Origin of the sequence: Pseudofrankia asymbiotica (assembly GCF_001983105.1) — a bacterium.
Taxonomy (GTDB): Bacteria; Actinomycetota; Actinomycetes; order Frankiales; family Frankiaceae; genus Pseudofrankia; species Pseudofrankia asymbiotica.
Window position 1 is genome coordinate 34993 of sequence record NZ_MOMC01000065.1, and the last position, 23323, is coordinate 58315.

The window sequence follows — 23323 nt, forward strand, 5'->3', positions numbered from 1 at the left end:
CGGACCGCCGGCGCGGCTCCTGACCGCGCGGACGGCCAGTTCATCAGCCTGCTCACCGCGGTCGGCCCCCAGGTCGTCGCCGCGGACCCGACTCCGCCCCCGCGGCCACGCCACCGCGCGCGGGCGATGGCCCGCTCAGCGAGCCACAGCATGGGCTGCCCGTCGGCGCAGCCGCAGCCGCGGCCGCGGCCGCGGCTGCGGGCCGCGACACCGACGGGCCCGGCGGCGTGCTGCCGATGGTCAGCCCGGCAGCTCCCATGGGGCGAACCGACGATCATGATCACGTCCACTGGGGCGATCATCGGCCGCGTCGATCTGGCCTCCGAACTACCTTGAGGTCTCGACTGGCCACCTGCCGAGATGCGGGTTGGTCATACTCCGTGGCTTCGCCGCGCCACGCGACTCGTCGACGATCCGGAAGGTTATCCTCCGGTCGCCGTCACGCCCACGCGCATTGATGGCCGGAATCCGACCTAAAGGTGTCGGCGATCCGACATCTGGATGCCAGACAAGAAGAAGCCAGGGCCGTAGCCGGTCGGCGATCCTGACGATGTACGGTGAAGTCTTCGACGGAGCGCGGTCATGCCTGCCGGCCAGTCCGCATCACCGGTCCGACGTAACCGACGGCACACCCGGCGGCCGACATCTTTCCCGCCCGGATCGATGAGTCGCGGCTGGATTGTCGGTCCTCCTTGCTAGTGTTCAGCCGCTTGACGTGATCTTCCAAGGCAGGGGAGTTTCGTGCGCCGGATCGCAGAGTTCGTGCTTCACCATCGCAGACTTGTATTGGTCGGATGGCTTCTCATCGTGGTCGCCGGCATCGCGCTGACCGGCCCGGCCAACGATCGCCTTGTCATTGACTTTTCGTTGCCGGGACAACCAGGCACCGAGACGGCGAACCAGATCGACAAGGAGTTCACCTCCGGCGGCAAGACGTCGCCCTACATCGTCACCGTCACCATGCCCGAGGGCCAGGTCGTCACCGGGCGGGAGGACTCCGTCGGGCAGGCGTTCGCCGCGGTGCAGCGGCAGGTGCCGGAGACCCGGGTGGTCGACGAGGCGAACACCGGAGACAAGGCCTTCCGCACCAAGGATGACCGCACCTCCTATGCCCTCGTCTTCTATCGGTTCCTGCACGACCCGACGGCGACGTTTCCGACGGACGCGATCAGGACGGCGCTGACGGACGCGGCTCCCCCGGGCGCGACGGTCGGCGTGACCGGCCAGGACGCCCTGGCCGTCGGCGACTCGGACGGTGGCGGCGCCGGCGTGTTCGCCGAGGTCCTGCTCGGCGCCGTCGGCGCGCTGGCGGTGCTCGCCTTCGTCTTCGCGTCGTTCCTGGCGTTCCTGCCGCTGGTCGTGGCGGCCGCCTCGATCCTGACCACCTTCATCCTGCTGCTGCCGTTGACCTACCTCACCGATGTCTCGTTCATCGTCGAGTTCCTGGTCGCCCTCATCGGTCTCGGCGTCGCGATCGACTACTCGCTCATCCTGGTCACCCGCTGGCGCGAGGAGCGGGACCGCGGCCGCGACAACCACGATGCCGTCGTGGTCGCCATGCAGACGGCCGGTCACGCGGTGATGTTCAGCGGCATCACGGTGGCGATCGGGCTGCTGGCGCTGGTGGTGCTCCCCGTACCGTTCATGCGCAGCATCGGACTGGGCGGCGCGCTGATCCCCCTGGCCAGCGTGTTCACGACGCTGACGCTGACGCCGGCGATTCTCGGCGGGATCGGCCCCAAGGTCGACTGGCCCAAGATCCGGCACGAGAACCGAGCCGGGCGGGCCTGGACCCGGTGGGCCAAGGCCGTGGTGCGGCGCAGGATCATCGCGGCGGGGGCGGCCCTGCTGGCCCTCGGCCTGCTCATCGCCGCGTTCGCCGGCATCAAGATCGGCCTTGCCTCGTCCGAGTCCCTGGCCAAGAACGGCCCGGCCTACACGGCTCTCCAGACGCTGAAGGACGGCGGCGTGCCGACCGGTGTCCTGACGCCGATGGAGGTGCTGGTCGACACGCCACAGGCGCAGTCGGTCGCCAAGGCCGTGGGTGACGTGCCCGGCGTCGATCGGGCCGTGGTGGCGACCGGTGCCGGACAGACCGCCGCCGGGCACAGCATCGTGGTCGTGATCCCGGAGGCGGAGACCGTCAACTCGTCGTCGATCGGACCGGTGCGCAAGGTCAAGACGGCTGTCGCCGATCTGCCCGGCGTCGTCGGCGTCGCCGGGATCGGCGCGGACCAGATCGACTTCCTGAAGGCCGTCTACGGCAACTTCCCACTGATGATCACGATCATCGCGCTGCTGACGTTCGTGCTTCTCGCCCGCGCCTTCCGATCGATCCTGCTCCCGATCAAGGCGGTTCTCCTCAACCTGCTCACCCTGGGCGCGACTCTCGGCTTCATGGTGCTGTTCTGGCAGAACGGGTACGGATCCAGCGCGATCTTCGGCGTGCACGCCACTGGAGCGGTGACCTTCTGGATCCCGCTGATGGTCTTCGCGTTCCTGTTCGGCCTGTCGATGGACTACGAGGTGTTCATCCTGTCCCGCGTCCGGGAGGAGTACGACCGGACGGGAGACACGAACGGCGCCGTCGTCGAGGGAATCGGGCGCACCGGCCGGCTGGTGACCAGTGCCGCGCTGATCCTGTTCCTGGCGTTCATCGCGCTCGCCACCGGGCCGGGCACCGACCTGAAGACGTTCGCGACGGCGTTGGGCTTCGGCATCCTGCTCGACGCGACCATCGTTCGGTCGGTGCTGGTGCCCGCGCTCGTGTCGTTGTTCGGCCAGTGGAACTGGTGGCTGCCCGACTGGGCGGCCAAGGTGCTTCGCGTACCGCCCTCACGCCCGGTCGTCCCGGCCACCGCCACCGCCACCGCCACCGCGGGCGCGGGTGCCGGGGCTGCCGACACCGACGCCGTGGCGGTCCCCGAGCCACGGGGTGAGGCCAGCCCGTCCGAGGTAACCGACTAGCCCTTCGCCACAGCACAGTCCGCACCGCACAGTCCGCACCGGAGGTCGTCCGCCGGTGCGGACTGTGCGTTTCAACAGTCCGCACCCTTCAGTCCGCACCGCTCAGTCCGCTCCATTCAGTCCGCACCGGAGGTCGTCCGCCGGTGCGGACTGTGCGTTTCACGGCAGGGCGGACGTCGGGCCCGGGCGGCTGGTTCCAGCGGGCCGGCGTCGACCGCGACGGCGACACGGCGACGGCGAGTTCGGTGAGCCGCGGCGTCCGACGCCGCGCGCCCATGTCAGCACCGGCGTCCGCGTTCCGCGGTTCCCGCTTTCGCGCACACCTTTCCTGAACGCGATTCTTCGCGAAATAGCCGCAGATCTGTCGCGAACCGGACAGCATTCAGTGGCGGGGCCGTCGGCGGCTGGAGCAGGGCCGCCCGAAGAAGTAAAAGAGGAGTAAGGGAGCAGTAAAGAAACAAGGATCTGTCGCGATCTGGACAGCGGTCGGCGGTGGCGTCACCTATCTTGGGCGAAGCTCGAAGATCTCAAACAAACCTTCAAAGAGGACGACGGGTAAGGGCACTCGCGCGGGCTTTTTTTCGGGAAATCGCGACCCACGGCTGCGCCCTGCCCGGGAAATCCCGTTTTCGCGCCCTCGAACGCCATTCAGCCACTGGCCGCACGCGCCATCGCCCTCAGGGCGCCGGGCGCGTAGCCCCGGTCCGGCGAGCTGGAAGGCTCGCGAATTTTCACCCGCCGCGGCCCCGCGCGGGGAAACAGCAGGAAGGGAACCCCATGTTCAGACCATCCCGCCTCTCGGCGCGCGTGTCATCCGTCGCGGTCGGCCTGGCCGCCGCGCTGGCGCTCGCCGCATGCGGCGGCAGCGGTGGGGACCCCGGGCCGGCGGCTGTCGGGACCGCCGCGGCGGCCGGTGGCTACAAGCTGACCCAGGCCACGGACATCCCGGCCAGCCCGACGCTCGACAAGATCCGCAAGCGCGGACAGATCCTCGTCGGCACCAAGTACGACCAGCCACTGTTCGGCCTCCAGAACCCGACCAACTCGAAGATCGAAGGCTTCGACACCGAGATCGCACGACTCCTCTCGATCCGGATCTTCGGCAGCCCCGACAAGGTCAAGTTCACCGAGACCGTCTCCAAGAACCGCGAACCGTTCATCCAGCAGGGCAAGGTAGACGTCGTCATCGCCACCTACACGATCAACGACGCACGCAAAAAGCTCGTCGACTTCGCCGGCCCCTACTACACCGCCGGCCAGGACATCATGGTCAAATCCGACAACACCACCATCAAGAGCGTCACCGACCTCAACGGCAAGAAAGTCTGCACCGTCGAAGGCTCCACCTCCGAGAAGAACCTGCGAGCCCAGGCCCCAACCGCCGAGGTCGTCCTCGTCGACACCTACAGCTCCTGCGCCGAACAGCTCCTTGACGGCAGGGTCGACGCCGAGACCACCGACAACGTCGTCCTGCTCGGCCTCATCTCACAACACAAGGACGACCTCAAACTCGTCGGCAAGACCTTCACCACCGAGCCCTACGGCATCGGCCTGACCAAGGGCGACGACGCCTTCCGCACCTTCGTCAACGACACCCTCCAAGAGACCTACCAGAACGGCGACTGGGCCAAGGCCTTCCAGTCCACCGTCGGCAAGGTCGCACCCACCGTCCCCACCACACCAACCCTCGACCGCTACACCGCCTGACCGCGGTCTCGACGTAGGCCAGCCTGGTCGCCCGCAGGGGGCGACCGGGCTGGCCTACGTGGGTGAGGTGGGCCGGGTGGGCCAGGTGCGTCCAGGCGGGCCACCAGCGGCCAGGTTAAGTCACGGTCCGGCTTCCTCAATTTTTTCTCAGGCAACGGGACCGCTGGGCACGGGGTTCCCTATGGTCTCCACAACAACACCGCGGCCGCCGGATCCTTTCCGTCTCACCTGGGGACGAGGTTCCGGACCATCGCCGGGAGGACGACGGGAAGGCTACTCTCGCGGGCCGTTCCCGACGGCCACGCAAACGACTCGACCATGCCGTGAACATCTGTTTTCGCATGCCCTCGGACGTCATTCGGAAAGGAGGTCAGGACAGCCATGTCCCTGGCACCGCAGGCATCGGCTCCGCCGGCCTCGACAAGTCAGCCGCTGATAGTGCTGGACAAGGTCTGCAAGTCGTTCGGTTCCCACGAGGTTCTCCACGACATCGACCTGACGGTTGACCGCGGCGAGGTCGTGGTGGTCATCGGGCCGTCCGGGTCCGGGAAGTCGACGCTGTGCCGCTGCATCAACCGGATGGAGGTCGCCAGCTCGGGCAGCATCACCCTCGACGGGGTCCCGCTGCCCCAGGAGGGCCGGGCGCTGGCCCGGCTACGGGCGCAGGTGGGCATGGTCTTCCAGTCCTTCAACCTGTTCAGCCACCGCAACGTGCTGGACAACGTCACCCTGGCACCGATCAAGGTCCGGGGAATCCCGCGCAAGCAGGCCGAGGCGACGGCCCGCGAGCTCCTCGACCGGGTGGGTATCGGGGACAAGGCCGACCAGTTGCCGGCCCAGCTGAGTGGCGGCCAGCAGCAGCGGGCCGCGATCGCCCGGGCACTGGCGATGGAGCCCAAGGTCATGCTCTTCGACGAGCCCACGTCAGCCCTCGACCCCGAGATGATCAACGAGGTTCTCGACGTGATGCGCGAGCTCGCGGCGTCGGGAATGACGATGGTCGTGGTCACCCATGAGATGGGATTCGCCCGCACCGTCGCCAACCGGGTGGTCTTCATGGACGGCGGCCGCATCGTCGAGACGGCGCCGCCGGAGGAGTTCTTCGCGAACCCGAAATCGGAACGCGCCAGGGATTTCCTCGGCAAGGTTCTCAGCCACTGACCGGCCCCGGGTGACGCTCTCCGGTGCTCGGCCCCTCCTCGGCACCGGAATCGGCATCTCCACCGGAAACGACGCCGACCACTGAACTCGTCGGCCAGAAATTTGACCCGTAGTTCGGAAAAGAGTCACCCGCAGTTTCTCCACCCCGCCGGACGTCCGCGCGGGGAACTATCAGGGAGGAAGAGAATGCTTGGAAGATCCCGTATCTCGACACGCCTGTCGGCCGTCGCGGTCGGCGTGGCCGCCGCGCTCACGCTGACGCTCGCCGCCTGCGGTGACAGTGACGACGGTGGTGGCCCGGGTGCGGCCCCCGCCGGCGGTGCCACCTCGGCCGGCGGTTACAAGCTGACCCAGGCCACGGACATCCCGGCCAGCCCGACGCTCGACAAGATCCGCAAGCGCGGACAGATCCTCGTCGGCACCAAGTACGACCAGCCACTGTTCGGCCTCCAGAACCCGACCAACTCGAAGATCGAAGGCTTCGACACCGAGATCGCACGACTCCTCTCGATCCGGATCTTCGGCAGCCCCGACAAGGTCAAGTTCACCGAGACCGTCTCCAAGAACCGCGAACCGTTCATCCAGCAGGGCAAGGTAGACGTCGTCATCGCCACCTACACGATCAACGACGCACGCAAAAAGCTCGTCGACTTCGCCGGCCCCTACTACACCGCCGGCCAGGACATCATGGTCAAATCCGACAACACCACCATCAAGAGCGTCACCGACCTCAACGGCAAGAAAGTCTGCACCGTCGAAGGCTCCACCTCCGAGAAGAACCTGCGAGCCCAGGCCCCAACCGCCGAGGTCGTCCTCGTCGACACCTACAGCTCCTGCGCCGAACAGCTCCTTGACGGCAGGGTCGACGCCGAGACCACCGACAACGTCGTCCTGCTCGGCCTCATCTCACAACACAAGGACGACCTCAAACTCGTCGGCAAGACCTTCACCACCGAGCCCTACGGCATCGGCCTGACCAAGGGCGACGACGCCTTCCGCACCTTCGTCAACGACACCCTCCAAGAGACCTACCAGAACGGCGACTGGGCCAAGGCCTTCCAGTCCACCGTCGGCAAGGTCGCACCCACCGTCCCCACCACACCAACCCTCGACCGCTACACCGCCTAACCACCGCACCCGGCCCGTTCGGAGCCCACCGTGAACGTCGTCCTCGACAACCTCGACGTGTTCGGGTCGGGGCTGTGGACCACCCTCAAGCTCACCGCGCTGTCCTTCCTGCTCGCGCTGGGCATCGGTGTGGTCGTCGCGACGGCGCGGGTCAGCCCGGCCGCCCCCCTCCGGGCGGCCGGGCTGGCCTACGTCGAAACCGTCCGCAACACGCCCCCACTCGTCCTGCTCTTCCTGTTCGTGTACGGACTACCGAAGACGGGCGTCAAGTACTCGCTGTTCATCTCGGCTGTCCTCGTGCTGGGCGGCTACACCGGCGCCTTCGTCGCCGAGGCGCTGCGTTCCGGGATCAGCGCGGTACCCATCGGCCAGGCCGAGGCGGCCCGCTCGCTCGGCCTGACCTTCACCAAGACGCTGCGGTACGTCGTGCTGCCGCAGGCATTTCGCACGGTCATACCGCCGCTGGGCGCGCTGCTGTCCGCGCTGGTCCGCAACACATCCCTGGCCGCCCCGATCGGCGTGTTGGAACTCACCGCTCGGGCGGGCCAGCTCAACACCACCGACCCAAACCCCGTCTGGATCTACCTCGCGGCCGCCGCGGCATACATGGTCGTGACCCTGCCTCTCGGCGCGGTCACCCGCCTCGTCGAACGCCGCGTGGCGGTGGCACGGTGACCGCCGCGGACGGGCTCTCACCGCGCCGGAAGCGGCCGCGGCACTCGGTCTGCCGGGCCACCGCCTCCACCGCGACGACCCACGCCAGGAAAGGACGCCGCCGTGAGCGCCACTGTTCTCTATGACGAGCCGGGGCCGCGGGCACGAGTCTGGATCGCGGTGGGCACCGTCGTCGGCCTCGGGCTCGTCGGCCTGCTGATCGCCGTCGCGGTCGTTCGGCTGTCCTCACACCACCAGCTCGACCGCGCCCACTGGACCTTCGTCACCGACCCCACCATCCTGCGGTTCCTGGCGTTCGGACTGCTCAACACCCTGAAGGTGGCCGCTGTCGCCGGCGCGCTCTCGCTGACGATCGGCTGCCTGCTCGCGGTCTGCCGGCTGGCTCCGGCGGCGGTGCTGCGAGTTGCCGCGGCGACGTACACGCACTTCTGGCTGTCCATCCCGGTCCTGCTGCTGATCTACTTCATCGGGCTCGGGCTGCCGACGATGGGCTTGGACCTGCCCGTCTTCTGGTTCCTAGTCCTAGGCCTGACCCTTTACAACAGCGCCGTCTTCGCCGAGATCTTCCGGACCGGCGTCGTCTCGCTGCACTCCGGTCAGCGGGAGGCGGCGGCGGCGCTCGGCCTTGGCTTCTGGCAGACGATGCGGCTCGTTCTACTGCCGCAGGCCATCCGCCGGATGGTGCCGTCCCTGGTCAGTCAGTACGTGGTGTTGCTCAAGGACAGCTCGTTGGGCTTCGTCCTGCCCTACCCCGAGCTGTTCCGCCGCGGGCAGACCACCGGGCAGTACGCGCAGTCCGTCCTGCAGGCCTATGTCGTCGTGGCGGTGGTCTACATCGCGGTGAACGCCAGCCTGTCCTACCTGGCGCGACGGCTCGAGGCCAGGCAGCGGCGGCCCGGTGCGCGGGTGCCCGCCGAGGCGTCGATCGCGCTGAACCCGCTGGTCGTCGGCGCCAACCTCAGTACGCCGGCCGCTTGAGCCAGGCACGAGACTCGCTCCCAGCCCCTGTCTCGGCCGCGCGAAACACGAACAGCGAGACCAGCACGGCCGGCACCGGCGTCCACACCCGCCAGCGCGGAACCGCGGAATACTCCAGCGCCGAGCCGGAGTCGCCGTCGATCTCTTCCTTTCTCCCAGTGCTACGTTCTGCCGGACAGGTGATTTTCATGAATCGCGCGACGGGGGTACGGGGAAGCTCGGGCGGCGCCGACTGGCGGAGGCAGCGATGCTGTTACTGGTAGTGGAGGACGACGACCGGGTGGCGGGCGCGCTGGCGGGCAGTCTTCGCCGGCACGGGTTCGACGTGGTCCGCGCCCGAACGGGCACTCTCGCGCTGGACATGCTGAACAGYGCCCAGCCCGATCTGGTGCTGCTCGACCTGGGGCTTCCGGACCGCGACGGTTTCGACATCTGCACCCGTATCCGGCTGATATCCGGGGTGCCGATCATCATGGTGACCGCCCGGGCGGAGCAGGCCGACCGGCTGCGCGGTCTCTACACCGGGGCGGACGACTACGTCGTCAAGCCTTTCGACGTCCTCGAGCTAATCGCGCGCATTCACGTGGTGACCAGACGTTCCCACCAACGCGGCGGCGACGCGTCCGGGCCCCACCCGGAACCGGTGCGCGGCGGGCCAGGGCCCGACCGGGCCCGCGCCTGGTCACCACCGGCGCCGGCGCCCGCGAGACCTGGCCAGTACGGGCGCCGCCAGTACGCGCCGGGCCCGCTCGGGAGCGACGCTGACCAGGTGCTGTCGGTTGGGAGGATCTCGATAGACCTGCGGGCGCGGGAGGTCACCGTCTGCGGGCGGGAGACCGCGCTCACCCGCAAGGAGTTCAACCTGCTCGCCCAGCTCGCGGGTGCCCCGGGCGTGGTGTTCCGGCGCGAGCAGATATTCGCCGAGGTGTGGGGATACAGCTCGGAAGGCGCCTCGCACACCTTGGAGGTTCATATCGCGTCACTGCGCGCGAAGCTGGGGCTGCCCGGGGTCATCGAAACCGTCCGCGGTATCGGATACCGGCTGAGCGCGAAGGCCGCCGGCTGACTCCCAGGCCGCCGGCCGGCCTTCTCGACGCGTCGCGGTCCTCGCACGGACGTCGTGCTCTGGGTCCCGGATGTGGGCGTGCGAGGATAAGCATGAAGGTCACCGTGGGCCGGGCACGCCTGGCCGGCCTGCCGCAATGGCGCCGGCTGGTCGTGCTCGCCGTCGTTCCGGCGGTTGTTCTGGTGACGGCCGGGGTGCTCGCCTGGATTCGGTTCGACGGCGATGGCCAGCCGTATCGGCGCGGCGCCGTGACGGTCTTCACCGGCGGTACCGGGGGCATCTACTACCGCTACGGAAAGGCCCTGTCCGCGTCGATCAACAGTTCGCTGAGCGGCGTGCGGGCGACCACCACGATCACGGGCGCCGCGGTGGACAACCTGCGGCGGGTCGCCGCCGCGCCGAACACCTTCRGCTTCTCGACGATGGACGCGGCGACGGCCGCGGTGCGCGGGCAGGACCCGTTCAGGGCCGCCCTGCCTGTCCGGGCGGTCGCCCGGATCTACGACGAGTACATCCACCTCGTCGTCCCGCGCGACTCCCCCGTCAGGACCCTCGCGGACCTGCGTGGCCGGCGGGTCTCGACGGGCGCCCCCGACTCGGGCACCGAGCTGGTCGCGACCCGGCTGTTCACCGTCGACCCGGCGATCGGCCTGGCCGACGTTACCCAGCTGAAGCTCGGCATCGACGAGTCGGCGAAGGCGCTGGCCGACGGCACCATCGACGCGTTCTTCTGGCAGGGCGGGCTGCCCACCAGCACGGTCGCGGACCTGGCCAGCCGGTTCCCCGTCTGGTTCGTCCCTCTCGACGGGCTGGTGGGCAGGCTGGACAAGGTTCAGGAGTGGGGCGCCGAGTACCGGCGCGGCGTCATCCCCGCCGGCGCCTACGCGGGCGTCGGCGCGACCCCGACCGTGGCGATGGCCGACCTGCTCGTCACCAGCGCCGACACCGACGCGGGCCTGGTGCGCGAGGTGACCCGGATTCTCTTCGACGCGCGGGAGACGATCGCCCGGGTGGTGCCGGTCGCCTACGCGCTGGACCCGCGCAGCGCCGTCGCGACCGGTCCGGTGCCGCTGCACGACGGGGCGGCCAGCTACTACCGGGCGACCAAGGTCTGACACCGAGCCCGGCGAGACGACCATCGCGCCAAAGAGTGGTCTCGAGGTTGCGGAGGGTGGAAATGTTGGTGGGCCGCGACGCGGGGTAGGGCAAGGTCGTCAGATCTTGGAGGGCCAGCGGCGGGACCATCCGCCCCGACCCCGTGCCGGCCCCACCGCTCGGGGCACGCCACGAAGGGAGACCGATGAGTAACACGATCAAGGACCGGCTCTCGCACGCCACCGAGGCCGTGCCGGTGAGCGGGATTCCCGACGCGGCCCGCACCGCCGCCGACCGCGCCGGGCATGCCGCCGACCGGGCCGGACACGCCGTCGCCGACGCCACCGCCAAGGCCGGCCACGGGGTCGCGCAGGCGGGGCACACCGCCGCGGCGGCCACCCGGGACGCCGGCAGCGCGTTCGCCAGCAAGGTCGCCGACACGTCGAGCGCCGGCGCCGGCGCGGCAGGCCGGCAGGCCGGCAAGGCGGCGAAGGTCCCAGCCCGGACCGCGGCCAGGACGGCATCCACGGCCGCGGCTGTCTCCGGTCGCACCGGCCGGCGGATCGAGAAGGCGCGGGGCGCCGCGGAACTCTCGGCCGAGCGCGCCCGCGCGACCACGGAACTGAAGGTCGAGAAGGCCCGTTCCGGCCGTGCCATCCGGTCCGAGCGCAAGGCCAGGCAGCGGGCCGACAAGGCCCAGCTGGTGCTGGAGAACCGGCTCGCGAAGGCCGAGCGGAAGCTGGCCCGGGTGCACCGGCGCCGCCGTCGCGGCACGGCCACGATGCTGCTGCTGGGTGGTGGCGCGGCGGCGACCGTCGCGGCCCGCAAGTACCTGTCCGGCTCCAGCCAGCAGGGCAAGGCGGACGCGCTGGCGGGCGGCGCACGCGACGAGGACCTGACCCGCTCGACGCCGATGCCGACCACGACGCCGCCGTTGACGCCGCCGGTGACCGCCAGCACGGGGACCCCGGCCGCAACCGAGGCCGGGATGCCCGGTCGCCCGTCGTCCACCTCGTCGACGCCCGTCACCGGCTTCCCCGCGTCGATGAACGAGGAGACGGCCTCGGAGGCCACCGCTGGCCGGCTGGAGGAGATGCCCGGCGTCGACTCCACGCCGCCGCGCCGCTTCTGACCGCGCCGCCGCTGACGAGGTGACATCCGCCGCCCCACGGCGGCCCGGCACGACCGACCGGCCGGGTGCACACGCACCCGGCCGGTCGTTTCGCGTCCGAAGCCGGGCGACGACTCTCCCCTACGATGTGTCGAAGTCGGCGGATTGCACTTCGACACGGCTCCAAATTCGCAGGTCAGCGCCCCGAAAGGGGTAGTGGGGACCACGCCCAGGGTCCAGATGCTCAATCAATGCGGTATCCGCCGAATACCACCGGTCTCCCCGGGTACGCCGAGACGGAGYGCCTCCCAGCCGGGAGGTACGGCCGAAGGGAGCACCCGATGGGCATCGGTGCCGGCATTTTCCTGATAGCAGTCGGCGCGATCCTCACGTTCGCCGTCGACGTCTCGATTTCCGGTCTCGACATCGCCGTGATCGGTGTGGTGCTGATGCTGGCCGGGGCGGCCGGGCTTATTCTCGACATCTTCCTGTTCGCCCCGCGTCGGCGGCGGCGCGTCACGTACCAGGACCAGCGCCCGGACGTCGTCTACCAGGACCAGCGGCCCGACGTCGAGGTCTACGACAACGTCCCGGCGGCCCGCACCACGCGGTTCCGCCGCCGGGTGACCACCGACTACGAGCCGACCCGCTGAGCGGAACGCGGGCGGGCTCCGAAGCGACTGGCTTCCGGGCCACAGGCTTCCGGGTCACAGGCTTCCGGGTCACAGGCTTCCGGGTCACAGGCTTCGAGGCGGCGCGAGGCCGCGCGCGACTTCCGGGGATCGGCGGACGCCGATCCCCGGAAGTCGTTGTCGGTCAGCCCGCCTGGTGAGCGGGGGTCCCGGCCTCGGCGAGTCCGGTCAGGGCCGGCGGCAACGGGCCCTGGTGCAGGACGCCGAGGCGTTGGGTGGCGCGGGTGAGGGCGACGTAGAGGTCGGCGGCGCCGCGCGGGCCGTCGGCCAGGATCCGTTCCGGTTCCACGACGAGGACGGCGTCGAACTCCAGGCCCTTCGTCTCCGACGCCGTCACCGTGCCCGGCACCCCGGGCGGCCCGATCACGACGCTGGTCCCCTCACGGCCGGCCTCGTCTCGCGCGAACTCCTCGATGGCGGCGGCCAGCTCGTCCTCGGTGACCTGCCTGGACCAGGGCTGGACGCCGCAGGCGCGGACGGACTCCGGCGGCTGGACCCCGGGGGCGAACTCGGCGAGCAGCGCCGCCGCGACGTTCATGATCTCCGCCGGGGTGCGGTAGTTCACCGACAACGACCGGTAGACCCAGCGCCCGGCCGCGTACGGCGCCAGCATCGCGTCCCACGAGGTCGCGCCGGCGACCGACCGGCGTTGGGCCAGATCGCCGACCACGGTGAAGGACCGGCCTGGGCAGCGCCGCATCAGCGCCCGCCAGTCCATCTCGGACAGTTCCTGGGCCTCGTCGACCACGATGTGCCGGTAGGCCCAGTCCCGGTCCGCGGCGGCGCGTTCGACGAGCTCACGGGTGTCATGCTCGACGAAGCGGTCCGCCAGGTCCTCGGCGTAGAGCAGGTCCTGGGCGAGCAGGTGGTCCTCGTCGTCCATCATGTCCGGGCGCTCCGTGAGGGAGCCCAGCACGCTGGCGGCGTACTCGGCCTCGGCCTTCCGTTCCCGCTCGGCGGCCAGCTCGGCGGCCCGGTCGGCGGCCTTGTCGCGGCCCAGCAGGTCGATCAGCTCGTCGATCAGTGGCACGTCCGATACGGTCCAGGCGTCGCCGTCGGCGCGCAGCAGCGTCTCGTCGGCGCCCGCCGCCCGCAGCCGCTCGGGGGACGTGTACAGCGCCGCGAGCAGCGCCTCCGGCGTCAGTATCGGCCAGAGCTCGTCGAGCGCGGCGGTGAACGCGTCGTCGTCCGCGAGCTCCCTGCGCAGCTCCGCGCGCAGGTGCTCCCAGGCCTTGCGGTCCTCAGGGGTCAGCCAGCCCCGGCCGATCCGGGCTATCGCCCGCTCGGTGAGCACCCAGGTGACGATCTCGCTGAACACCGCGCGGGCCTCGTTGTGCGGCAGCCCGCTCGCCCGCGCTTCCTCTCTGGCCCATTCCGCCGTCTCGGCGTCGATCCGCGCCGTGACGTCCCCCAGCCTGATCGGCAGTGGCTGCTCGGGCAGCCGCTGCCGGTCGGCGACCGCCGCCGCGAGCACGTCCACCATCCTCAGCGAGCCCTTGAGCCGGGCGGCCTCCGGGGCGTCCTGCGCGGTGACGCGCAGGCCGGGCACGATGTCCCCGGTGGTCATGAACACCACGGCGGACTCGCCGAGCGACGGCAGGACCCGGCCGATGTGGTGCAGGAACGCCGGGTTGGGCCCGATCACGAGCACGCCCTGACGTTCCATCCGCTCCCGCTGGGTGTAGAGCAGGTACGCGACGCGGTGCAGCGCCACCACGGTCTTCCCGGTGCCCGGGCCACCCTCGATCACCAGTATCCCCGGGTGGTCGAGCCGGATGATCTCGTCCTGTTCGGCCTGGATCGTCGCGACGATGTCGCGCATCTCGCCGCCGCGCGGCGCGTTGACCGCCGCGAGCAGGGCCGCGTCCCCGCGCTCGCCGCCGCCGGGGCGGCCGAGCACCTCGTCGGTGAAGTCGACTATCTGGCGCCCGCGGGTGTGGAACTGGCGGCGCCGGCGCATGTTCTCCGGGGTCGCGGCGGTCGCGACGTAGAACGCGCGCGACGCCGGAGCCCGCCAGTCGAGCAGGACCGGTATGTAGTCGTTCTCCTCGTCGAAGAGACCGATCCGGCCGATATATGAATGTTCGCCCGAAACGGTGTCCAGCCGGCCGAAACACAGCCCGTTGTCCGCGATGTCCACCCGCCGCACCTCTTTGGCGATCGCGCGCACCTCGACATCCCGTTCCATGGGTGTACCGCCGTTGCCCCGCAACGCCGCCTTGAAGTCACCCTTCAGCTGCGCGCGCTTGACGTCAAGCCGCGTGTAGAGCTCGGCCACGTAGCTCTGCTCGGACCGCAGTTCCTCTTCGTATCCCTGAGTTGACACATGCCCCTCGCAACGGCTAACCGATATCAGGTTCGCGGGTTCTCCTTCGGGTTATGGCGGCACCGACGAGCCGACGGGCATCAGCGGCACGCGGACACCGACACCGGCCGTCCGCCGCGCGAGTCCCCTGTCCGGCGGCGCGCACCTCCGTGCCTGGGCGCCAAGCGCCCTCAGCCCGGGCCGTGCCGCGGGCCTCACCAGCGGATCGACGTCCCCGCGCGACCCATACATCGACGACAACTCGCGCACGTACCGACTCCGATTTCCGCAGGTCCTGGCCTCGGCCGGCGACTCTATGGCGGGACCGGGGTCTTGCGGCAAGCCCCCCGGTGCGCTATACGTTGATAGTGGCAAGGAGTGTGCGCTCTCCTTCCCTTTCTCGTCCGCTGTCGACGGACATCCCCCTCGCGAGGCGGCGGCCAGCCGCGTGCGGCGGCGCCGTCGGCCCAGGATGATCTCCCCACGCGCCCACGGACGTAGCGGATGTGACGTCCGCGCCGGGGCCGGGACGCTCGCCCGTCTCGCGAAGCCCTCCTGGCGCGGCACGGTGAACGCGACGACAGCCAGCGGCCTCGCCGATCGTACGGCCCGGATTCCGCCGTCGCTCACGCACCCGCCGCGCTGGGCGTGAGAGTGCCGTTACCGGGGGCCACCTGTTCAGCGACCGGACGGTAACCGGCGACTCCTAGCGTGGGACCGGAAGATCCCCGGTGCCCGCCCGGCGCCGGCGGCCCGCTGGGGTGACCCGGCGGCGCCGATGGGTCGCCGCGTTGGAAGGGGACGCCTGTGACCGCGCCAGCCGCGGCCGCCCTGCCCGCGACCCGACAGGTGCGGACGGTCTGCTCGTACTGCGGTGTCGGCTGCGGGTTGGTGCTCGACGTCGTGACCGACGCCGAGGGCCGCCGGCGGGCGGTGAAGGCCTCCGGTGACCGCTCCCATCCCGCGAACGCCGGCCGGCTGTGCACCAAGGGCTCGACCAGCGCCGAGCTGCTCGCCGCGCCCGGCCGGCTGGCGACGGCGCTGGTCCGGGCCGACCGGGAGTCCGCGCCGGTGGCCGGTGGCGTGGACGAGGCGATCAGCCGCACGGCGCGGGAGCTTCGGCGGGTGCTGGACACCCACGGCCCGGACGCGATCGCCCTCTACGTCTCCGGGCAGATGACGATGGAGGCCCAGTACCTGGCGAACAAGCTGGCCAAGGGCTACATCGGGACCAGCCAGATCGAGTCGAACTCGCGGCTGTGCATGGCCAGCGCCGGCAGCGGCTACAAGCTCTCCCTCGGCGCCGACGGCCCGCCCGGCTCGTACGAGGACTTCGACCACGCCGACGTGTTCCTCGTCATCGGCTCGAACATGGCCGACTGCCATCCGATCCTGTTCCTGCGGATGATGGACCGGGTCAAGGCCGGCGCGACGCTCATCGTCGTCGACCCCCGCCGCACCGCCACCGCAGACAAGGCCGACCTGTTCCTCCAGATCCGGCCCGGCACCGACCTGGCGCTGCTCAACGCGCTGCTGCACCTGCTCGCGGCCGACGGGAACCTCGACGAGACGTTCATCGCCGAGCACACCGAGGGCTGGGAGGCGATGCCGGCCTTCCTCGCCGACTACCCGCCGGAGCGGGCCGCGGAGATCACCGGCATCCCGGCGGACGACATCCGTCGCGCCGCCGAGCTGATCGGCGCGGCCGGCGCGTGGATGAGCTGCTGGACGATGGGGCTCAACCAGTCGACGCACGGGACCTGGAACACCAACGCGCTGGTCAACCTGCACCTGGCGACCGGGGCGATCTGCCGTCCCGGCGCCGGCCCGTTCTCGCTCACCGGCCAGCCGAACGCGATGGGCGGCCGGGAGATGGGCTACATGGGCCCCGGCCTGCCCGGGCAGCGCTCGGTGCTCGTCGAGGCCGACCGGACCTTCACCGAGACGCGGTGGGGCCTCCCGGCCGGCGCCCTGCGCACCGACGTCGGCAAGGGCACGATCGAGATGTTCGAGAAGATGGCCGCCGGTGACATCAGGGCCTGCTGGATCATCTGCACGAACCCGGTGGCGTCGGTCGCCAACCGCGGGACCGTCATCAGGGGCCTGGAGGCCGCCGAGTTCGTCGTCGCCCAGGACGTGTTCGCCGACACCGAGACGAACGCCTACGCGGACGTGGTCCTGCCGGCCGCGATGTGGGCGGAGACCACCGGCGTCATGGTCAGCTCCGAGCGGAACCTGACGCTGGCCCAGCAGGCCGTCGACCCGCCGGGCGACGCGCTGCCGGACTGGCTGATCATCGCCAGGGTCGCCGCCGAGATGGGTTACGCCGAGGCGTTCGACTACGCCGGCGCCGAGGAGATCTTCGAGGAGATCAAGGGGTTCTCGAACCCGGCGACCGGCTACGACCTGCGCGGCGTCAGCTACGAGCGGCTGCGCCGCGAGCCGGTGCAGTGGCCCGCCGCCCATCCCGACGGCGCCGGCCGCAACCCGGTGCGCTACCGCAACGACGGAGTCAGCCAGGCCCTCGCCGAGCGGCCGGACGGAAGCCGGCCGCGGCTCGTGTTCCCGACGCCGAGCGGCCGGGCGGTGTTCTACCCGCGCCCGCACCTGCCCGCCGCCGAGCTGCCCGACGACGACTACCCGTTCGTCCTCAACACGGGCCGCCTCCAGCACCAGTGGCACACCCTGACCAAGACCGGCAAGATCGCGAAGCTGGGCCGGCTCAACCCGCGCCCGTTCGTCGAGATCCACCCGGCCGACGCCGCGGCGCTCGGCGTGACCGACGGCGATCCCGTCGAGGCCGCCTCCCGCCGCGGCCGGGCGGTCCTGCCGGCGGTGGTCACCGACCGGGTGCTGCCAGGCACCTGCTTCGCCCCGTTCCACTGGAACGACCTGTTCGGCGAGTACCTCAGCGTCAACGCCGTCACCAACGACGCCGTCGACCCGATCTCGTTCCAGCCGGAGTTCAAGGTCTGCGCGGTCTCCCTGACCAGGGTCACGACCATGACCGAAGCCCCCGACCTGGCCGGTGCTCCGGACGGTGCCGGCGTGCCTAAGCCGCCACACGCGCTGGCGGCGGCGGGCCGGCCGGAGGCGGTCACGGGAGGCGAGCCCTCGGCCGGCCTCGGCGACCGCCGGGACGACGCCGCGCCGATCACCGCCCTCGCCGGCCTCCTCGGCGTCGGCGCCATCGTCCCGCCCCAGTTCGACGGTGGTCAGCGGCGCTACCTCGCCGGCTTCGTCGCCGGCCTCACCGCCCTGCCACCGGCGGGCGCCGCGGCCGTTCCGGTCCTGCCGCCCAGCGCGCCCTTCGCCCCGGAGCACGCGACCTGGCTCAACGGCGTGCTCGCCGGAACGTTCTCCCGGGCCAGGCCCGCCGCCGGCGCGGTGCCCGCCCAGCGCGGCGCGGACGAGCACCAGCCGCCGGCGCCTGGTCCCGAAGCCGGGGCCACCCGCCCGGTCACGGTGCTCTGGGCCTCGCAGACCGGCACCGCGGAGGACTTCGCCGCGACGCTCGCCGGCCGTCTCGCCGGCGAGGGCCGGCCGCCCGCCGTGCACGCGATGACCGACTGCCCGCCCCGGCTGCTGCGCGAACCAGGCGACCTGCTGCTGGTCACCAGCACCTTCGGCGACGGGGACGCTCCCGACAACGGCGCCGGCTTCTGGACGTCGCTGACCGGCCCGGACGCCCCGCGCCTCGACCAGCTGCGCTACGCCGTCCTGGCGTTCGGCGACTCCAGCTACAACGACTTCTGCGGCCACGGCCGCCGGCTCGACGAGCGCCTCGCCGAGCTCGGCGCGACCCGGCTGGCGCCCCGCGTCGACTGCGAACCCGACTACGACGCCGACGCCACCCGGTGGCTCGACACCGTCCTCACCGCGTTGGCCGGCCCACCCACGCACCCGCCGACGGCGACCGCCGACCCGGCCGACCGCGTGACTCCCCCGGCTCCCCCGGTTTCCGTGGCTCCCCCAGCTCCCCCAGCTTCCTCGGCTTCCTCGGCTTCCTCGGCTCCCGTGGTTTCCCCGCGTCCGACCAGGTCCGCGCCCGCCACCACCCGCCTGGTCGGCAACCGCCTGCTGAGCCTGGCCGGCTCGGCCAAGGAGGTCCGCCAGTTCCGCTTCGACATCGCCGGCTGTGCGCTCTCCTACCAGCCCGGCGACGCCCTCGGTGTCTGGCCCGTCAACTGTCCCGCTCTCGTCGGCGAATGGCTGGCCGTCACCGGCGCCGACCCGGCCGCGCCGGTCGCCCTTCCCGGCCTCGGCGACGTCCCGTTCGCGCGGGCGCTGCACCGCCACCTCGACATCACCGGGACCAGCCCAGGACTGCTCGCCTTCCTCGCCGAGCGTGGCGGTGACCGGGCCCTGCGCACGCTGCGCCGCCCGGGCAACTCCGGCGAGCTCGCGAAATGGCTGTGGGGCCGGCAGGCGGTCGACGTCGTCAGCGAGTCCGCGGTCCGGGCGCCGGCGCAGGAGTGGGTCGACGTGCTCGGGCGCCTGCGGCCCCGGCTGTACTCGATCTCCTCCAGTCCGCTCGCCCATCCCGACCAGATCCACCTGACCGTCTCCGTCGTCCGCTACGACAGCCACGCCGGACTGCCCCGCAAGGGCGTCTGCTCCAGCTACCTCGCCGACGCCGACCCGGACACCCCCGTCTCCGCCTACGTACAGGCCTCGTCCACCTTCCGGCCCCCGGCGGACCTGGACACCCCGATGGTGATGATCGGGCCCGGCACCGGTATCGCCCCGTTCCTCGGGTTCCTTCAGGACCGGCAGGCGCGGGCCGCCACCGGCCGCACCTGGCTGCTGTTCGGCGAGCAACGCCAGTCCACCGACTTCTACTACGCCGACGAACTCGCCGCGTTCCAGGCCGCCGGTGTGCTGACCCGCCTCGACACGGCCTTCTCCCGCGACCAGCGCGCCAAGATCTACGTCCAGGACCGGATGCGTGAGCACGGCGCCCGGCTGTGGTCATGGCTCCAGGACGGCGCCCACCTCTACGTCTGCGGCGACGCCACCCGGATGGCCGCCGACGTCGACCAAACGCTCCGCGAGATCATCGCGACTCACGGCCGCCTGGACCCCGACCAGACCGCCGACCACGTCCGCCGGCTGGCCGCCGACGGCCGCTACCAGCGCGACGTCTACTGATCTGACCGAGCTGATCTCTGACCGAGCTGATCCGTGACCGAACTGATCCGTGACCCACCGGCCAGGCGCCCGAACCAGGGCGGTCGGCATCGCTCTCCTACCATCGGGGCATGGGAGCGCCACGTGGACGGTGAAGTGGACGGTGAAACGGAACGCGCCGCTCGCCTCCTGGCCGCGCAGGCACAGGCGGCCGAGCTGTTCACCGAGGTGGACCGGCGCGGCCTGATCGCTCCCGGGCGCGGCGAGCGCGCGGTCAGCGACGACATCCGTGACCTGGCCCACGACCTGTTCGGGGCCGACCGCCACTGGCACAAGCGGATCGTCCGCGCCGGGCCCAACACCCTGCAGCCCTACCGGCAGAACCCGCCGGACCGGATCATCGACGCCGACGACATCGTGTTCTGTGACTTCGGCCCGATCTTCGAGGGCTGGGAGGCCGACTTCGGCCGGACCTTCGTGCTCGGCGACGACCCGGTCAAGCACCGCCTCGTCGCCGACCTGCCCGCCGTCTTCGAGGCCGGCCAGCGCTTCTTCGAGGAAAGCCCGGACGTCACCGGCGCGCAGCTGTTCGCCACCGTCGAGCGGCTGACCGCCGGGGCCGGCTGGGTGTACGGCGGCCCGCACGCTGGGCATCTCGTCGGCGAGTTCCCGCACGCGACGGTCGACGGCGCCCAGATCGAGAACTACATCGCCGACGGCAACGACCGGCCGATGCGCCGCGCCGACCGGGCCGGGCGACGCTGCCACTGGATCCTGGAGATCCACCTGGTGGACCCGGAGCGCGGCTTCGGGGGCTTCTACGAACAGCTCCTCGACCTCGGCGGCTGACGTCCGGCCCTTCTGGCCCGCCCGCGCGAACGGGCCGGACGGGCGGTGGCGCGAGCTACGTCGCCGCCGCCCCGGGCGCCGGCGAGTTTGAACCGGCCGAGGGCAGTCGCAGCGTCACCACGAGGCCGGCCGGCTCGCCGAGCGCGTAGCGGATGTCGCCGCCCGAGGCGGCCAGCAGGGTCGTCGCGATGCTCAGCCCGAGGCCGGAGCCGCCGATGTTGACGTTGCGCCGGCTGCGCCAGAAACGGCGCCCGATGCTCGCCAGCTCGTCGACGGTGACCCCCGGTCCCTGGTCGCTCACCCGGATGAGCACGTCGCCCGCCGGAGCGCCCGCGTGACGGGCCATGGGGCGGATGGTGTCGACGGTGGCGAGTCGGGCGGCGAGACGCGGGGCGTCGCGGGCGGTCTGGCCACCGTCGTCGCGCGCGGCGTCCGGGCCGGGCACGTCGTCGGCGGCGCCCGGACCCCCCGGGCCGCCCGGCTCCTCGGGGCGGTCGGGGCGGTCGGGGCGGTCGGGGCGGTCGGGGCGGTCGGGGCCCAGGCTCACGGTCACCGTGACGGTCGAGTCCAGCGGGGAGAACTTCAGCGCGTTGTCGATCACCGCGTCCAGCGCGCCCTCGAGGGCGTCGACGTCGGTCACCGCCGACACGCTGGTCAGCCCGGTCACGTCGACGCTGACGCCGCGGGCGTCGCCCATCGGCCGCCACGCCGCGACCCGCTCGTCGACGACGGCACGGACGTCGATCTTCTCCGGGCGCGCCACGTGGTGCTCCGCCCTGGCCAGCGCGAGCATCTCGTCGAGGACCCGGACCAGCCGGCGCGCCTCCACCCGGGTCTCCCCCACCTCCTCCTGCCACTGGTCCGGCAGGTCCATCACGAGGTTCTCGATCCGCAGCAGCAGCGCCGACAGCGGGTTGCGCAGCTGGTGGGAGGCGTCCGCGACGAACGCGCGCTGCGCCTCGACGGCGTCCTCCACGTGGCCGGCCATCTCGTTGAACGACAGGGTCAGCCGGCGCAGCTCCGGCGGCCCGGCGCGGCCCAGCACCCGGGCCGAGAGCCGGCCCGTCGCGATCTCGTGAGTGACCAGGCCCAGGTCGTGGACCGGGCGCAGCACCCAGCGCGTCAGCCGCACGGCGGCCCCCACCCACAGGCAGGTGACGACGACGGCCGCGGCCAGCAGCCACAGCCACCAGCGCAGGATCCGGTCGGAGAGCCGGCCCGTCGGCGAGATCGTCACCGCCGCGCCGACGACGTCCCGGCCGGAGACGACCGGTTCGGCGACCACCAGCGGGCGGTCCTGCCAGGGCCAGATCTGACCGGGGTCGCTGGACCGGCGGCCCCGCAGGGCGCCCTGCAGCGCGGGGCGCAGCTCCTCCACGCGCGCGTCGACCCCCGCGCTGGACGCGGCGCGCACGTCCTCGTTCAGGTCGACGACCACTGCGACGATCCCGTACAGCTGCTCGTAGTGGGCCAGCTCCTCGCGCAGCTCCTGGTCGCCGTCGCCCAGGGGCGCCTGGCCGGCGATACCCGCGAACCGCGAGGTGTCCGCGAGACGGTCGACGAACATCTGCTGCTGCTGGCTCTGCGCGACGCTGCGCCCGAGCGGCACACCCAGCGCCGCCAGCGTCGCCGTCATGAACGCGAGCAGGATCGTGAGCAGCCTCGTGCGCATGCTGGTGCCCTGGCCTTCTGTCGGTGCCCCGCGGCCGCCCCGGGGATCAGTCGGTCCGCGGGGCCGCGGGGCGAGCGCCGGTGACACCCCGGGCGGTCAGGGCGGTACGCAGCTCGCGGACGGCGACGTGGTGGCGCGACTTGACCGTGCCGGCCGGGATGCCGAGCGCGGCGGCGACCTCGGCGTGGGAGCGGTCGAGCCAGTGCAGGTGTACCAGGGTCGCCCGGTGCGGCGCGGACAGCGTCTCGAGCGCGGTGGCGAGGACGTGGCGCAGCAGCACCGCCTCGAGCTGGTCCTGCCCGGCCGGGTCCGCCACGACGGGCAGGTTGTCGGTCAGCTCCAGCGGGCGGGTCGCTCGCCTGCGCAGCCAGTCGACGGCCACGTTGTGGGCGACGCGGAACAGCCAGCGCCGCAGTTCCTCGTCGCAGGTCAGGCCAGTGAGCAGGTCGGCGTGCCGCCAGGCGCGCAGGAACGTCTCCTGGACGATGTCCTCGGTGCGCCCCGGGTCACCCGGCAGCAGCCGGGACACATAGCGCTCCAGGGCCGGGCCGCAGTCACGGACCAGATGGTCGCCGAAGTGCCGCCGCCGGGCCGCGTCGGCCCGTTCTGGAGCGGGCGCGGGCACGCTCGTCATGGGCAGTCCCTCCGCCGGGCGTCCGGTGTCAACGGTGGCCGAGCTGACGCCACGTCAGGCTACGGTCACCCCACCGAGCGCGGACCGATTTGAGAGGGATTTGAAGCTGTTACGGCGAATGTTTACCTGTCGGCCAAAAGAGGGCCGGTCAGC

The 23323-nt window shown here is 71.4% G+C and carries 15 protein-coding genes; 12 read left to right on the plus strand and 3 right to left on the minus strand.

The features are described from left to right. The first annotated feature begins 741 nt into the window (after positions 1 to 741). The 10 genes from BL253_RS29105 (at position 742) to BL253_RS29150 (ending at position 12541) form a co-directional block, all read left to right on the plus strand. On the plus strand, positions 742 to 2967 hold the full coding sequence (locus tag BL253_RS29105) for an MMPL family transporter (RefSeq protein ID WP_076820506.1): 2226 nt from the start codon (positions 742 to 744) through the stop codon (positions 2965 to 2967). Between the two features lie 777 nt (positions 2968 to 3744). Continuing rightward, the gene (locus tag BL253_RS29110) at positions 3745 to 4674 is read left to right on the plus strand and encodes a glutamate ABC transporter substrate-binding protein (RefSeq protein ID WP_076820507.1); all 930 of its coding nucleotides are present in this window, start codon (positions 3745 to 3747) and stop codon (positions 4672 to 4674) included. Between the two features lie 381 nt (positions 4675 to 5055). Beyond that, on the plus strand, positions 5056 to 5835 hold the full coding sequence (locus BL253_RS29115; RefSeq protein WP_076820508.1) for an amino acid ABC transporter ATP-binding protein: 780 nt from the start codon (positions 5056 to 5058) through the stop codon (positions 5833 to 5835). Positions 5836 to 6021: 186 nt separating this feature from the next. Continuing rightward, a complete protein-coding gene (locus tag BL253_RS29120; protein WP_076820509.1) occupies positions 6022 to 6963 on the plus strand; it encodes a glutamate ABC transporter substrate-binding protein in 942 nt (313 codons plus the stop codon). A gap of 30 nt (positions 6964 to 6993) precedes the next feature. Next, a complete protein-coding gene (locus tag BL253_RS29125) occupies positions 6994 to 7638 on the plus strand; it encodes an amino acid ABC transporter permease (protein ID WP_076820510.1) in 645 nt (214 codons plus the stop codon). Between the two features lie 102 nt (positions 7639 to 7740). Further along, entirely contained in the window at positions 7741 to 8616 is an 876-nt protein-coding gene (locus BL253_RS29130) for an amino acid ABC transporter permease (protein WP_076820511.1), read from the plus strand. A gap of 247 nt (positions 8617 to 8863) precedes the next feature. After that, positions 8864 to 9682: a response regulator transcription factor gene (locus BL253_RS29135; RefSeq protein WP_076820512.1), complete on the plus strand. Its 819-nt coding sequence runs from the start codon at positions 8864 to 8866 to the stop codon at positions 9680 to 9682. 92 nt (positions 9683 to 9774) lie between these two features. Then, a complete protein-coding gene (locus BL253_RS29140; protein ID WP_081438802.1) occupies positions 9775 to 10797 on the plus strand; it encodes a TAXI family TRAP transporter solute-binding subunit in 1023 nt (340 codons plus the stop codon). Positions 10798 to 10982: 185 nt separating this feature from the next. Beyond that, positions 10983 to 11909 (plus strand): hypothetical protein, encoded by a 927-nt coding sequence (locus tag BL253_RS29145; RefSeq protein WP_076820513.1) that lies wholly within the window; start codon positions 10983 to 10985, stop codon positions 11907 to 11909. 320 nt (positions 11910 to 12229) lie between these two features. Beyond that, positions 12230 to 12541: a DUF6458 family protein gene (locus tag BL253_RS29150; protein WP_076820514.1), complete on the plus strand. Its 312-nt coding sequence runs from the start codon at positions 12230 to 12232 to the stop codon at positions 12539 to 12541. A 163-nt stretch (positions 12542 to 12704) separates the two neighbouring features. Here BL253_RS29150 and helR read toward each other — a convergent pair whose 3' ends face one another. After that, the gene (gene helR / locus BL253_RS29155) at positions 12705 to 14906 is read right to left on the minus strand and encodes an RNA polymerase recycling motor ATPase HelR (RefSeq protein ID WP_198946441.1); all 2202 of its coding nucleotides are present in this window, start codon (positions 14904 to 14906) and stop codon (positions 12705 to 12707) included. Between the two features lie 786 nt (positions 14907 to 15692). Between helR and BL253_RS29160 the strand changes: the two genes are divergently transcribed. Next, positions 15693 to 20036, plus strand: a complete 4344-nt coding sequence (locus tag BL253_RS29160) for a bifunctional nitrate reductase/sulfite reductase flavoprotein subunit alpha (RefSeq protein ID WP_076820515.1) — start codon at positions 15693 to 15695, stop codon at positions 20034 to 20036. 123 nt (positions 20037 to 20159) lie between these two features. Beyond that, positions 20160 to 20864 carry a M24 family metallopeptidase gene (locus BL253_RS29165; protein WP_241835255.1) on the plus strand — a complete coding sequence of 235 codons (705 nt, stop codon included), beginning with the start codon at positions 20160 to 20162 and terminating at the stop codon, positions 20862 to 20864. 55 nt (positions 20865 to 20919) lie between these two features. Here the strand turns inward: BL253_RS29165 and BL253_RS29170 are convergent, their stop codons facing one another. Both BL253_RS29170 and BL253_RS29175 read right to left on the minus strand, forming a co-directional pair. Beyond that, complete coding sequence (locus BL253_RS29170) at positions 20920 to 22536, minus strand: sensor histidine kinase (protein WP_076820517.1); 1617 nt, start codon at positions 22534 to 22536, stop codon at positions 20920 to 20922. Positions 22537 to 22582: 46 nt separating this feature from the next. Then, a complete protein-coding gene (locus BL253_RS29175) occupies positions 22583 to 23170 on the minus strand; it encodes a sigma-70 family RNA polymerase sigma factor (protein ID WP_076820518.1) in 588 nt (195 codons plus the stop codon). Positions 23171 to 23323 lie beyond the last annotated feature (153 nt).

Bases quoted from the DNA above. Each gene is read 5' to 3' on its own strand.
- BL253_RS29110 (WP_076820507.1), top strand. From the start codon at position 3,745: ATGTTCAGACCATCCCGCCTCTCGGCGCGCGTGTCATCCGTCGCGGTC.
- BL253_RS29115 (WP_076820508.1), top strand. From the start codon at position 5,056: ATGTCCCTGGCACCGCAGGCATCGGCTCCGCCGGCCTCGACAAGTCAG.
- BL253_RS29120 (WP_076820509.1), top strand. From the start codon at position 6,022: ATGCTTGGAAGATCCCGTATCTCGACACGCCTGTCGGCCGTCGCGGTC.
- BL253_RS29145 (WP_076820513.1), top strand. From the start codon at position 10,983: ATGAGTAACACGATCAAGGACCGGCTCTCGCACGCCACCGAGGCCGTG.
- BL253_RS29150 (WP_076820514.1), top strand. From the start codon at position 12,230: ATGGGCATCGGTGCCGGCATTTTCCTGATAGCAGTCGGCGCGATCCTC.
- BL253_RS29170 (WP_076820517.1), bottom strand. From the start codon at position 22,536: ATGCGCACGAGGCTGCTCACGATCCTGCTCGCGTTCATGACGGCGACG.
- BL253_RS29175 (WP_076820518.1), bottom strand. From the start codon at position 23,170: ATGACGAGCGTGCCCGCGCCCGCTCCAGAACGGGCCGACGCGGCCCGG.